Annotated in this window: 8 protein-coding genes; 1 reads left to right on the plus strand and 7 read right to left on the minus strand. The window is 65.1% G+C overall.

Features of this window, described 5'->3' with window-relative positions:
- Window positions 1-13 precede the first annotated feature (13 nt).
- From OZ411_RS38735 to OZ411_RS38745, 3 genes are read right to left on the minus strand one after another with little or no spacing between them, the layout of a single operon-like run.
- On the minus strand, window positions 14-2,107 hold the full coding sequence (locus OZ411_RS38735; protein WP_282532156.1) for a 3-hydroxyacyl-CoA dehydrogenase NAD-binding domain-containing protein: 2,094 nt from the start codon (window positions 2,105-2,107) through the stop codon (window positions 14-16).
- A gap of 2 nt (window positions 2,108-2,109) precedes the next feature.
- Complete coding sequence (locus OZ411_RS38740; RefSeq protein WP_282532157.1) at window positions 2,110-3,393, minus strand: acetyl-CoA C-acetyltransferase; 1,284 nt, start codon at window positions 3,391-3,393, stop codon at window positions 2,110-2,112.
- A complete protein-coding gene (locus OZ411_RS38745) occupies window positions 3,393-5,660 on the minus strand; it encodes an acyl-CoA dehydrogenase (RefSeq protein WP_282532158.1) in 2,268 nt (755 codons plus the stop codon). Before OZ411_RS38745 ends, OZ411_RS38740 begins: the two co-directional genes overlap by 1 nt.
- 435 nt (window positions 5,661-6,095) lie before the next feature.
- Between OZ411_RS38745 and OZ411_RS38750 the strand changes: the two genes are divergently transcribed.
- The gene (locus OZ411_RS38750; protein ID WP_282532159.1) at window positions 6,096-7,076 is read left to right on the plus strand and encodes an IS110 family transposase; all 981 of its coding nucleotides are present in this window, start codon (window positions 6,096-6,098) and stop codon (window positions 7,074-7,076) included.
- Window positions 7,077-7,310: 234 nt separating this feature from the next.
- On the opposite strand, the gene OZ411_RS38755 is transcribed toward OZ411_RS38750, so the two are convergent.
- From OZ411_RS38755 to OZ411_RS38770, 4 genes are all read right to left on the minus strand, one after another.
- Window positions 7,311-7,934: a flavin reductase family protein gene (locus OZ411_RS38755; protein ID WP_282532160.1), complete on the minus strand. Its 624-nt coding sequence runs from the start codon at window positions 7,932-7,934 to the stop codon at window positions 7,311-7,313.
- Between the two features lie 109 nt (window positions 7,935-8,043).
- Window positions 8,044-8,652, minus strand: coding sequence for a TetR family transcriptional regulator (locus OZ411_RS38760; RefSeq protein WP_282532161.1), 609 nt, complete (start codon window positions 8,650-8,652; stop codon window positions 8,044-8,046).
- A gap of 33 nt (window positions 8,653-8,685) precedes the next feature.
- Entirely contained in the window at window positions 8,686-11,826 is a 3,141-nt protein-coding gene (locus tag OZ411_RS38765) for an efflux RND transporter permease subunit (protein ID WP_282532162.1), read from the minus strand.
- Between the two features lie 39 nt (window positions 11,827-11,865).
- Window positions 11,866-12,972, minus strand: coding sequence for an efflux RND transporter periplasmic adaptor subunit (locus tag OZ411_RS38770; RefSeq protein WP_282532163.1), 1,107 nt, complete (start codon window positions 12,970-12,972; stop codon window positions 11,866-11,868).
- Window positions 12,973-13,302 lie beyond the last annotated feature (330 nt).

Below are 13,302 nucleotides of genomic sequence, written 5' to 3' on the forward strand. Positions count from 1 at the left end.
ACGGTCGTGTCAGTCACTTGAAACTCTCCCAGCCGGCATCGGGCGCGAAGCGGCCGCCAAATTTCTGCTCGAGTGCTTGCAAGGTGGACACCACATTCTCGACACCGCGCGTGCGGGCGTAATTCAGCGGACCGCCACGGAACGGGGCATAGCCGGTGCCGAATATCATGGCGCCATCGACCACGTCGGCATTGTCGACGATCCCCTCGCGCAGGCAGGCAACGCAGACATTCGACATCGGCAGCACCAGACGGTCGATCATCTCCTGTGTCGGCTCGGCGGTCGATGTCACAGCGGACGTCTTGTCTGGCTTACCATCCTTCCACACGTAAAAGCCCTTGCCGGTCTTGCGGCCAAGCTCGCCCTTGGCGACCTTCTCGCGCAGCCAGGCCGGCGTCGGCGGCAAGAGGTCGCCGAATTTCGAGCGCAGCATGTCGCCGACGTCGAGGCAGATATCGAGGCCGACCTGGTCGGCAAGCTCGATCGGTCCCATCGGCATGCCGAACTTCTTCGCCGCGGCGTCGATCACTGATTTGTCGACCTTCTCGTCCAACAGCAACATCGCTTCCAGCATGTAGGGCGTCAGCGCGCGGTTGACGAGGAAGCCCGGCGAGCTCTTCACCGATAGCGGCAGGCGGTCGATGGCGCCGACGAAGGCGAGCGCCTTTTTCAACAGCTCGGCGTCGGTGCCGTCATGGCTGACGACCTCGACGAGCTGCAATCGCGAGACCGGATTGAAGAAGTGCAGGCCGAGCAGGCGCTCGGGCTTTTCCAGCGTCGCGCGCAGATCCTGCAGCGGGATGCTGGAGGTGTTGGTCGCAAGGATTGCGCCCGGCTTCATCTTCGGGTCGATGCCGGCATAGACCTTCTGCTTCAGCTCGAGCTTTTCCGGCACCGCCTCGATGATGAGGTCGGCGTTGCGCACGCCCTCGCCGTCCATATCCGGGATCAGCCGATCATGCGCATCGCGCACGTCCGTGCGCTTGCGGATGATCTTCCTGTAGAGATCGTCGGCGCGCTTGATCGCGCCCGCGATCGGCTCCGGCTTCATGTCCGACAGCGTAACGCGCAGATCCTGTCCTGCGCACCAGGCGGCGATATCGCCGCCCATCGCGCCGGCGCCGATGATGTGGACATGCGCGATCCTGTTGCCGCTGCCTGCGAGCTTCTTCATCTGCTCGCGCAGGAAGAAGACGCGGATCAGGTTCTGCGCGGTCGGCGTCACCATCAATTCGGCGAAGGAACGCTTTTCCGCATTCAGCATCGCCGACTTTTCGCTGCCGTATTTTTCCCAGAGATCGATCAGCGCGTAAGGCGCGGGATAGTGCGCCTGCGGCGCGGCCTTGGCGGCCTCGCTGCGCATGCGCGAAGCGAGAAAGCCGCGCACCGGGCCGAAGTTCAGGAGCGTGTTGACCGACCCGGGCCTGGCGCGCTTCAGGCGGCCGAACACCGCGTCCTTCACCGCGTTCCTGACATGGCGCTCCTGCGTCACCGCATCGACCAGGCCGAGCGATTTGGCCCGGCGCGCATCGATGGTCTTGCCCGTCAGCATCAGGCTCATCGCCTGCATCGGATTGACGAGCTGCGTGAAGCGCACGGTGCCACCTAAGCCGGGATGCAGGCCGAGCATCACCTCGGGAAAGCCGAAGCGCGCGCCATCAATGGCGATCCGCGACTGGCAGGCCAGCGCGACTTCGAGGCCGCCGCCGAAGCAGAAGCCGTGGATCACGGCGACCGTCGGCACGCGCAGCGCTTCGAGCCGGTCGATGACCGCATGCGCGCGGCCGATCTCGGCTTCGACCAAGCGCGCATCGCTGGCGCCGCGGAATTCATTGACATCGGCACCGGCGATGAAGCCGCTCTTCTTCGCCGAGCGGATGACGAGGCCGGTCGGACGCTGGCTTTCGAGCGAAGACAGCACCGCATCGAATTCCTCGAGCACCTCGGCGTTCAGCGTGTTGGCGCTGGCGCCTTCGCGGTCGAACAAGAGCCAGGCGATGCCGTCGCCATCACGCGTCAGCCTGAAATGCTTGTAGGGACCGGCTTCCGGCACGGGCCCGAGTTCGAGCACGCGGTCGGCGAGGACGTTCATGATCTGCGAATCCATGATCACACCGTCTCTATCAGCATGGCGCCGCCCTGCCCGCCGCCGATGCATTCGGTGGCGATGCCGCGCCGCGTGCCGAGCCGCTTCATGGCGTTGACGAGATGCAGCACGATGCGGTTGCCGCTGGTGCCGACGGGATGGCCGAGGCTGATGGCGCCGCCATCGATATTCAGCTTCGCTCGATCGATCTCGCCCGCCGCGCCCTCGAGGCCGAGAATTTCGCGGCAAAATTTTTCATCGTTCCAGGCCGCAAGACAGCCGAGCACCTGTGTCGCAAAGGCCTCGTTCAACTCCCAGGTCTCGACATCCTGCAGGGTCAGTTCGTTGCGCTTCAGCAGCGCGGTCGCTGACAGCACGGGGCCGAGCCCCATGATAGCAGGATCGAGCGCCGCCCACTGGCTGTCGAGGATGACGGCCTTCGGCTTCAGCCCGTGCTTTGCCACCGCCTCTTCGGACGCGAGGATCACCCAGGAGGCGCCGTCGGTGATCTGCGAGGAGTTGCCCGCGGTGACCTGTCCCCACGGCCGCTCGAATACCGGCTTCAGTTTTGCCAACGTCTCCGGCGTCGAGTCCGGGCGGACGCCGTCATCGTGATCGTAGAACTTGCCGTCGCGCGAGAACGACGTCTCGACTTCGCCCTTCAGCCAGCCTTCGCTCTGCGCTTTTGCCAGGCGGCGGTGGCTCTCGGCGGCATAGGCATCCGATTGCGCGCGGGTGATGCCGAAGAGATGGCCGACGACCTCGGCGGTCTGGCCCATGTTGAGCTCGGTGATGGGATCGGTGAGCCCGCGCTCCAGGCCGATGATCGGCTTAAAATAGCCGGGGCGAAGCTTGAAGAAGGCGGCGATCTTCGCGCCCATGCTCTTGGCGCCGGCAAGGCCAGCAAACCAACGCACGCCGGCGTTGGGCCAGACCAGCGGCGCATGGCTCAGCGCCTCGGCGCCGCCGGCGAGGATGAGATCGGCTGTGCCTTCGCGGATGTAGCGATAGCCGGTGTCGATCGACTGCATACCGGAGCCGCAATTAATCTGCACGGTAAAGGCGACCATCTTCTCGCCCATGCCGAGCCGCAGCGCCGCGACGCGCGCCGGGTTCATCTCGTCGGCAATGACATTGACGCAGCCGAGGACCACCTGGTCGAAGCTATCGGGCGCAAACGGCTGCCGCGCCAGCAGCGGCCGGCCGCATTGCACGGCGAGATCGACCGGCGTGAACGGTCCTGGACCGGAGCGCGCCTTCAGGAACGGCGTACGGCTGCCGTCGACGATAAAGACCGGTCGCGCCATCAGCTCGCAGCCCTCTGCTCTCCCAATTCCTGGAAGAACTGATGCACGTCGGCACCCTTCCTGTAAATCGGCGACAGCGCCTCGGGCGCGAAATCGTCGACCTCGATCACCGCGGCGACCGCCGCGCGGGCGGCGACTAGCTTATCGGCATCGGATTGCGTGATGACGCCCTTCTTCACCGCTTCATCCGGATCGCGCAGGCGCGCGGCGCGCATCTGCTTCGCGATATCCTCGGTCGCGGCGACCAGGCGGAAGGCCTTTTCCAGCCGCGCCACGCCGCCGTCGTCCTCGACGAAGGCGAGATCGGGGGTGACTCGATCGCGCGCGTCCGATGGCTCCAGCACAAGGGCGGCACACTGATGCACGACGCGGTCGGAGGGGCCGAGCACGCGGGCGCCGAACGGCTGGATCAAGAGCTTCAGGATTACAGCCACGAAACGGTTCGGCAGGTTGGCGAGGATCTCCGCAAAACGGTTCTCGATGGTCTTGAGGCCGCTCGCCATGCACCATTCGAGCGCGGCGAAATCTTCTTTCTGGCGGCCCTCGTCCTGCCAGCGCTTCAGCGCGGCGGAGAGCAGATAGAGCTCGGAGAGGATGTCGCCGAAACGGGCCGAGAGCATCTCCCTGCGCTTGGGCGCGCCGCCGAGCGTCAGCAGCGCCATGTCGGCGCAAATTGCGAAGGCTGAGGAATAGCGCGAGAGCTGGCGGTAGAATTTCGTGGCATCGCCCGCATCGGGCGCCGGCGCGAACAAGCCGAAGGTCCAACTCCGGCCCATGGCGCGGAACAGGGTCTTGAAGGTGTGGCCGATGTGCTTCCATAGCGCCTTGTCGAAGGCATCCAGGCCCTTGGCGCGGTCGGCCTCGCCGAGCGCGGTCATCTCCTCCAGCAGGTACGGATGAGCGCGGATCGCACCCTGGCCGAACACGATGAGATTGCGGGTGAGGATGTTGGCGCCTTCCACGGTGATGCCGACCGGCACCGCGCGATGCAGATTGCCGAGATAGTTCTGCGGGCCGTCGATCACGGCCTTGCCGCCATGGATGTCCATGGCGTCGTCGATTGCGATCCGCATCCGCTCGGTGGCGTGCAGTTTCATGATGCCGGAGATGACCGCGGGATGATGGCCGGCGTTCAGCGCGGCGCAGGTCAGCCGCCGCGCGGCGTCGAGCAAATAGGTGGTGCCGACGATCCGCGCCAGCGGCTCCTCGACGCCTTCGAATTTGGAGATCGAGATGCCGAACTGTTCGCGAATGCGGGCATAGGCGCCGGTGGTGCGCGCGGCATAGGCGGCGCCGGCAGCCGACAATGACGGCAGCGAGATGCCGCGGCCGGCGGCGAGCGCGGTCATCAGCATCTTCCAGCCCTGCCCAAGCCGCTCCTTGCCGCCGATGATGTAGTCGAGCGGGATGAAGACGTCGCGGCCCCGATTCGGGCCGTTCTGGAACACCTGCATCGCCGGCAGATGACGGTGGCCAATCTCGACGCCGGGCAGATGGGTCGGGATCAGCGCGACCGTGATGCCGAGCTCTTCCTGGTCGCCGACGAGATGATCGGGATCGTAGGCCTTGAAGGCGAGGCCGAGCAAGGTGGCGACCGGGCCGAGCGTGATGTAGCGCTTGTGCCAGTTGAGGCGCAGGCCGATCACTTCGTTGCCCTCGAAATTGCCCTTGCAGATGATGCCGGTGTCGACCATCGAGGCCGCATCCGACCCCGCTTCGGGGCTGGTGAGGCCGAAGCACGGAATGTCGCGGCCGGAGGCCAGACGCGGCAGCCATTTCTCCTGCTGCTCTTTGGTGCCGAAGCGCATCAGGAGCTCGCCGGGGCCGAGCGAGTTCGGCACCATCACGGTGACGGCCGCGGTCAGCGAGCGCGAGGAGAGTTGTCGCACCACCTCGGAATGCGCGTAGGGCGAGAAGCCGAGGCCGCCGAATTCCCTGGGGATGATCATGCCGAAGAATTTTTCGCGCTTGATGAAATCCCAGACCTCGCGCGGCAGGTCGCGCCATTCCCAGAAAATCTTCCATTCGTCGAGCATCCTGCAGAGCTCGTCGACGGGGCCGCTGAGGAAGGCTTTTTCCTCTTCTGTCAATTCGGCTTGCGGATAGGCGAGCAGCTTCGACCAATCGGGATTGCCGGAAAAGAGGTCGGCGTCCCACCAGACGTCGCCGGCTTCCAACGCTTCGCGCTCGGTATCCGACATGGTCGGCATCACGCCGCGGGCGAACCCAAAGATTGGCTTGGTGATGACATCGCGGCGGAAACTCATGGCAGTATCCTCAAGATCGGCGGCGCGTTCCGGCATATTTTAGCGGAAAGTGTCCGACAGAAGTGAACACTTCGCTGGCAAATTGGCGCGAATTGACGCGGTCGATCGGGATAACGGCGAGGATACAGCGCCAGTTCCGGACGAAGAAAATGCAGGGTGGGCAAAGCGTAGCGTGCCCACCATCAACACTCGGCTCGCGGTGGTGGGCACGCTGCGCTTTGCCCACCCTTGTATTAGCGCGTTGGATTAGAGTGGGATCGTTCCGTGAGGAATGGCCCAGCCCGGGTGGCCGCCCGAGCTGGGCTGCCGATCGATCGGATCGATGCCCACCGAAGCCTTGAGGCTGTCTAGTAGCAAGATCGCGGTCGGCGCTTCATCGGGACCCGAATGGTTGAACGAACTTCAGGTTCGCATCACAAGGGAGGGTCGACGAAGATGGCCAAGCCTATCACAATCTGCGCCGGAATCGATACCGGCAAACGGAAGCTGGACGTGGCGCTCGACGGCAGCGCGGAGACGCTGCAGGTCGAGAACACGGCGGACGGTCACAAGGCGTTGCTGGAATGGTTGCGGCGCCACCAGGTCAAACGGGTCGGGATCGAGGCGAGCGGCGGCTACGAACAGGCCGTCGTCGCCGAGCTGCGGCGCGCGCGAATGATCGTGGTGGTGTTCCAGCCGGCGCAGGTGCGCGCCTATGCCGAGTTTCGCGGGCAGCGCGCCAAGAACGACACGATCGACGCCGCGCTGATCGCCGCCTGCACCGCCGCGGTCAAGAAGATCCACCCCGCGCCCGACGCCAGGCTGCAGCCCTTCGCCGAGCATCTGACGATGATCGATCAGATCGGGGAGGATGTCGCGCAGCTCAAGAACCGGCTCGAGACCTGCCGCAACGCACGGATCCGGGCGATCTGGCAAGAAGACGTCGCCCGCCTGGCCCAGCGCAAAAGCGCCGAGCTCAAGGCCCTGGTGGCGGCGATCCGCCAGCATCCCGACCTCGCCGCGCGGCTCGCGCTGATCCACAGCGTCAGTGGCGCCGGGCTGCCGACCGCAGTTGGCATCCTGGTGCGCATGCCCGAGATCGGCACGCTCACCCGCGAACAAGCCGCGGCGCTGGCCGGCCTTGCCCCCTATGACGACGACAGCGGCGATCGGGTTGGCGTCCGTCACATCGACGGGGGGCGCCCGCGCTTGCGTCGTGCGCTTTACACCGCCGCCCTGCCGGCTTCGCTGCGCTGGAATCCGCAGCTCATCGCCCTTTACGACCGGCTGATCGCCGCCGGCAAAGGGCACAAGCGCGCGCTGATCGCCTGCGCCAGGAAGCTGCTGATCTTCATCAACACGGTCGTGGCGCGCGGCACGCCGTGGCAAGACAAGCCCCCACCTGCGGCAGCCGCGGTGGGCCGATCCACCGCCTGATCCCAGTTTCTTTGTTCGACCGGAGCACCGTTTCTTCGTCCCGACCTGCCGTCGCCACGACGTCGCGCGCAGCGGCCGTCAAGGATGGCCGTCGCTCCAATCCCACCTGACGTCGCGCTGCTGCCAGGCCACGCCTTGACGGCCGCGAGCACGGCGTCATGCTCAACGGCCAGCGGGCGATTCAATTGCACACAACCCGGCAATCTAATGGTTGCTACAGCTACACGGTCGCGGCTAGTCCGGGCGGACCATCTCGAACATGGCCTCGGGCCGGATCTCGAAATAGTCGCCGCGGCGGCCGGCGCGGACGATGGGGCGGGCGGCGGCGGTCTGGTAGACGCCGTCCTTGATCATGGCCTTGTCGATATGGACGGCGACGACTTCCCCTAACATGAGCCAGGCCTGCGCCTTCTCGCCATTGGCGTCCTGGAGCTGGACGATCTGGGTCAGCTTGCACTCGAAGGAGACCGGGCTCTCCGCCACCCGCGGCACGTTGACGATCTTGCTCGGCGCCGCAGTCAATCCCGCGATCGAGAACTCGCTGATATCGTGGGCGACGTGGGCGGCGGTCGCGTTCATCTGCTTCGCCAGATCCATGGTGGCGAGATTCCAGACGAACTCCCTCGTCTCCTGGATGTTGGCGACGCTGTCCTTCCAGGAGGTGGAGGAGAAGCCGATGATCGGCGGGACGTAGCAGAAGCCGTTGAAGAAGCTGTAGGGCGCGAGGTTGACGTGACCCTTGGCGTCGCGCGAGGAGATCCAGCCGATCGGGCGCGGGGCGATGATGGCGTTGAAGGGATCGTGCTTGAGGCCGTGGCCGTTCTTCGGTTCGTAATAATGCAGGTCTTTCGCGGTCACGCTGGGCTCTCTCTTGTTGTCCGTAGCCCGGATGAAGCGAAGCGCAATCCGGGGCTATCGCAAGCGGCTCTGATCCCGGGTTGCGCTTCGCTCCACCCGGGCTACAGAACTAGCTTGCTTTACCACGCGGCGAGAGGCCCGCGATCACAAAATCGATCATCTGGTCGATGGTCGGGCCCGGCTTGGTGGCGCATTGGGCGATCATCTGCGGGTGGAAGAAGCGCATCATGGCGGTGGTGGCGCAGAGCGAGGCGAGGTGCACGTCCGGAACATCGAACTCGCCCGAGGCCGCCCCCTGCCCGATCACCTGGCCGATGGTGGAGGCGATCATCTCCATATGGGCGACGCAGACGTCCCAGTCCTCCTGCATCGCGATTTCGACCATCTCGTGCAGCTTGGAGTCGCCGACATAGCGCTCGGTGTTCATGCGGTTGACGGTCTTCATCAGATCGCGCAGGCGGGTAACCGCGGGGCCTTGCGCCCGCACGATCCGCAGCGCCTCGACCTCGACCTCGCCCATCAGCGTCCGCGCCACGCCTTCGTGGATCGCCTTCTTCGAATCGAAGAAGCGATACACGTTGGCGGGGCTCATCCGGAGCTCCTTGGCGATGTCGGCGACCGTGGTCTTCTGGTAGCCGATCTGGCGGAACAGCCGTTCGGCCACCACGAGAATCCGCTCCCGGGTGTCACTCTCGATATGTTCCGAAACCAGCGTCATTTGTCGGGACTCAATTATGTGTTCACTGTTCAACTATTCAGCCGCTTCAGCAAGCGGAATTGCCGGGCGTGCATTGCCGTCATGCTGCGCCGCCGAAGCGGCTTTCTCGCCCGCGCCGCTCTCCTCCAGGCTCTTGCGGAACCACAGGGCATAAAGGCCCGGCAGGTATAACAGCGTCAGGAAGGTCGCGACGAACAGGCCGCCCATGATGGTGATTGCCATCGGGCCCCAGAAGGCCGAGCGCGACAGCGGGATCATCGCCAGGATCGCGGCGAGCGCGGTCAACACCACCGGGCGGGCGCGGCGGACGGTGGCCTCCACGATCGCCTCCTTCCGGGTCAGGCCGTGGGCGACATCGGTCTCGATCTGGTCGACCAGGATCACGGTGTTGCGCATGATCATGCCGGCGAGCGCGATCAGGCCGAGCAGCGCCACGAAGCCGAACGGCTGGTTGGCGACATTGAGCCCGAGGGACGCGCCGACGATGCCGAGCGGCGCCGTCAGGAAGACCAGGAGCAGGCGCGAGAAGCTCTGCAACTGGATCATCAACAGCGTCAGCATCACCAGCACCATCATCGGGAAGAGCACGAAGATCGACGCATTGCCCTTGGCCGATTCCTCGAACGCGCCGCCCGGCTCGATCCGGTAGGCCGGCTCGAGATGGTTCTGGATCTCCTTGAGCTTGGGCGAGATCTGGTTGGTCACATCAGGGGCCTGTACGCCGTCGACGACGTCGGAGCGCACGGTGATCGCCATGTCGCGGTTACGCCGCCACAGGATCGGCTCCTCATGCGCATACTCGATTTTCGCGATCTGCTGAAGCGGCACCGCGACACCGTTGCGTGAGGTGATCGTGAGATCGCCGACACGCCCCAGATCGAGCCGCTCGGACGGCACGGCGCGGGCGACCACGCCGACCTTCTCGATGCCGTCGCGGATGGTCGTGACCGGCGCACCCGAGATCAGCATCGACAGCGCCTGCGAGACCTCCTGCGGGGTCAGGCCGAGCGCGCGGGCGCGGTCCTGGTCGACGACGAGCTTCAGGTAGGGCGACTGCTCGTTCCAGTCGAGCTGCACGTCCTTGACGTTCTGGTTCTGCCGCATGATGTCGCGCACCTGGTAGGCGATATCGCGCACCTTGCTTGCGTCGGGACCGATCACGCGGAACTGAACGGGGAAGCCGACCGGCGGGCCGAAATTGAAGCGGTCGACGCGCACGCGCGCCTCGTTCAACGCGCCGTTGGCGGCCGCATTCTCGATCTTGGCCTTGATGCGCTCACGCGCCTCGACGTCCTTGGACAGAATCACGATCTCGGCAAAGGCCTCGTTCGGCAGTTGCGGGTTGAGGCCGAGCCAGAAGCGCGGCGAGCCCTGGCCGACATAGGCGGTGTAGGTCGCAATATCCTTGTCGCCTTTCAAAAGGTCCTCGGCCTTCTTGACGGCCTTCTCGGTCACGTTGAAGGCGGTGCCTTCCGGCAGGCGAAGCTGCAGGAACAGTTCAGGGCGTTCGGAGAGCGGAAAGAACTGCTGCTGGACGTGGCCGAAGGCGACGATCGAGGCGACGAACACGCCGACCGTTGATGCCACCACCGTGACGCGGTGATTGACGCACCACTGCACCACCGCGCGCAAACCGCGGTAAAGCCGGGTCTCGTAGATCGCGTGCGGATCGTGGTTGTGGTGCACCTTGATGTTGGGCAGCAGCTTTACGCCGATATAGGGCGTGAAGATCACCGCGACGAACCAGGAGGCGACCAGCGCGATCGCGACGATCCAGAAAATGCCGCCGGCATATTCGCCGACCGCCGAATTGGCAAAGCCGATCGGCAGGAAGCCGGCCGCGGTGACCAGCGTACCCGTCAGCATCGGAAACGCCGTGGATTCCCACGCGAACGATGCGGCGCGGAAGCGGTCCCAGCCCTGCTCCATCTTCACCACCATCATCTCGACCGCGATGATGGCGTCGTCGACGAGCAGGCCGAGCGCGATAATCAGCGCACCCAAAGTGATGCGGTGCAGGTCGAGCGACATCGCGTTCATGACGATGAAGACGATCGCCAGCACCAGCGGCACCGACATCGCCACCACGATGCCGGTGCGCCAGCCGAGTGCGAGGAAGGAGACGAACAGCACGATCGCGAGCGCCTCGATGAAGGAATGCACGAACTCGCTGACGGCATGCTCGACCACCTTCGGCTGGTCGGCGATCTGCTCGACGTCGATGCCCTGCGGCACCGCCTTCAAGAATTCGGCGGTCGCCTTCTCGACGTCCTTGCCGAGCTCGAGGATGTTGGCACCCTTGGCGGTCACGATGCCGATGCCGATCGCGGGCTTGCCTTCCTGGCGCACCGTGAAGGTCGGCGGATCGACGAAGCCGTGGGTGACGGTCGCGATATCGCCCAGGCGGAACACGCGGCCGTTGCTCTCGACCGGCGTCTCGGCCACCGCCTTGGCGCCATCGAGCGCGCCGGTGACGCGCAGCGGGACGCGCTGCGAGGACGTCTCGACCGTGCCGGCCGGGGTTACGTTGTTCTGCTTGGCGAGCGAGTCGAACAGCGCTTGCGGGGTGATACCGAGCGTGGCGAGCTTGGCGTGGGAGAACTCGACATAGATGCGCTCGTCCTGGGTGCCGTAGAAGTCGACCTTGGTCACCCCCGGCACGCGCAGAAGCCGCTGGCGGAAGCCTTCGGCCGCCTTCTTCAACTGCGCGTAATCGGCGCCGTCGCCGGTCATCATGTAGAGGATGGAATCGACGTCGGAGAACTCGTCATTGACGACGGGGCCGAGGATTCCTTGCGGCAACTGGCCCTGCACGTCGACCAGTTTCTTGCGCAGGAGGTAGAAGAGATAGGGCACGTCCTTCGGCGGCGTCGAATCGCGGAACGTCACCTGCATCGCCACGAAGGCCGGCTTGGAATAGGTCTGCACCTTCTCGAAGAACGGCAGTTCCTGCAGCTTCTTCTCGATGGGGTCGGCGACCTGGGTCTGCATCTCGTTCGCGGTTGCACCGGGCCAGATCACGGAGACGTTGACCACCTTCACCGTGAAGAACGGATCCTCGGCGCGGCCGAGCTTCTGATAGGAGAAGAAGCCGGCGGCGCCGAGCGCGATCATCAGGAACAGGATCAGGGTCGGATGGCTCACCGCCCAGCCCGACAGGTTGAAGCGCTTCATGTCACCCTCCAATATCCAAAACCGCTTACGGCCGACGGATCAGAACGACAGCGACGCGACGACGCGGACCTTCTGGGCCGGGTCGAGCTTCTGCACCCCGAGCGCCACCACCTTCGCGCCCTCCTCGACGCCGCCGGCGATCACGACGCAATTGCTCTCATAGGCCTTCACCTTGACCGGCTTCAGCGAGATCTCGCCGGCATCGTTGACGACGTAGAGCGAGGGATCGCCGCCCTGGCTGTACAGCGCCGACAGCGGCAGCTTCGCCACGCGCTCGGTCTCGGCATCGGCGAGCGTCAGCGTCGCCGTCATGCCGAGCGAGACGTCATCGCCAGCTTCCGGCAGCGAGAACTTGGCGAGATAGGTGCGGGTGGCGGGATCGGCCGAGGGGGCGACCTCGCGCAGCTTCGCGGCGTACTTCTTGCCCGCTTCCGACCACAGCGTCACGGTGGCGACGCCGGTCTTGGCGCGGCCGAGCAAGGTCTCGGGGATCGCGACCACCGCCTCCTTTTCGCCGAGCCGCGCCACGCGGATCGAGGTCTGGCCGGCGGCCACGACCTGGCCGGGCTCGATCAGGGTCGAGGTGACGACACCGCGGGTATCGGCAACGAGCGTTGCATAAGAAAGAGAGTTCTTGGTCAGCTCGACCGAGCGTTCGGCGCGGTTGAGGCGGGCGCGGGCCTCGTCTGCGGCCGCATGCGCCTGGTCCATCTGTGCATCCGTGGTCCAGCCCTTGGCGCGCAAATCCTTGGCGCGCTGCTCGGCGGCGGCTGCCTGCGCCAGCACGCCGGTGGCGGCGCGCAGTTCGGCTTCGGCCTGCTCTGCCTGCAGTTTCAGGTCGACTTCATCGAGGGTGGCGAGCGGCTGGCCGATATCGACGGTCTGGCCGACTTCGACGAGGCGCTTTGCGACCTTGCCGGCGACGCGGAAGCCCATGTCGCTCTCGATGCGCGGCTTGATCGTGCCGACAAAGCTGCGCTCCGGGGTTTCGGCCTCATAATGCACCATGGAGACCAAGACCGGACGCCCCGGATCGGCTTTCTCGGCGACCGTTTCGTCACAGCCGGCCAGCGAAATCGCCGCCAGCGCCAGCAGCGCGCCAGCTAAAAGCTTGTAATAGTTTGCAAAAATCGAACGGGCGAACATCGGTCTCTCCATCGGGCTGATGTCTGATGAAGAGTATTGATTGATCACTGACGAATGTCAATAATCGTCAGTAAACACCAAATCGTGAAATGGGGCGTGATTGACGGCAGGCAGGGGGGCGATGGCGCTTTAGCCCGGATGGAGCGCAGCACAATCCGGGGTTCTGGCCGTATGGATAGACCGGCCCCGGATTACGCTTGCGCTTCATCCGGGCTACGCGATGGCGAGGAATCGTAGATGGGGTAACGGGCCCCGGGCTGCCCTCCAAGCGAGCCGCGCTTGCTACGGCGCTATGGGTGGCGCGCTGCGCGCGGCTCGCTTGGAGGGCGG

This window comes from Bradyrhizobium sp. Arg237L, assembly GCF_029990105.1.
Classification (GTDB): domain Bacteria; phylum Pseudomonadota; class Alphaproteobacteria; order Rhizobiales; family Xanthobacteraceae; genus Bradyrhizobium.

Bases quoted from the DNA above. Each gene is read 5' to 3' on its own strand.
- OZ411_RS38735 (WP_282532156.1), bottom strand. From the start codon at position 2,107: ATGGATTCGCAGATCATGAACGTCCTCGCCGACCGCGTGCTCGAACTC.
- OZ411_RS38740 (WP_282532157.1), bottom strand. From the start codon at position 3,393: ATGGCGCGACCGGTCTTTATCGTCGACGGCAGCCGTACGCCGTTCCTG.
- OZ411_RS38745 (WP_282532158.1), bottom strand. From the start codon at position 5,660: ATGAGTTTCCGCCGCGATGTCATCACCAAGCCAATCTTTGGGTTCGCC.
- OZ411_RS38750 (WP_282532159.1), top strand. From the start codon at position 6,096: ATGGCCAAGCCTATCACAATCTGCGCCGGAATCGATACCGGCAAACGG.
- OZ411_RS38760 (WP_282532161.1), bottom strand. From the start codon at position 8,652: ATGACGCTGGTTTCGGAACATATCGAGAGTGACACCCGGGAGCGGATT.
- OZ411_RS38765 (WP_282532162.1), bottom strand. From the start codon at position 11,826: ATGAAGCGCTTCAACCTGTCGGGCTGGGCGGTGAGCCATCCGACCCTG.
- OZ411_RS38770 (WP_282532163.1), bottom strand. From the start codon at position 12,972: ATGTTCGCCCGTTCGATTTTTGCAAACTATTACAAGCTTTTAGCTGGC.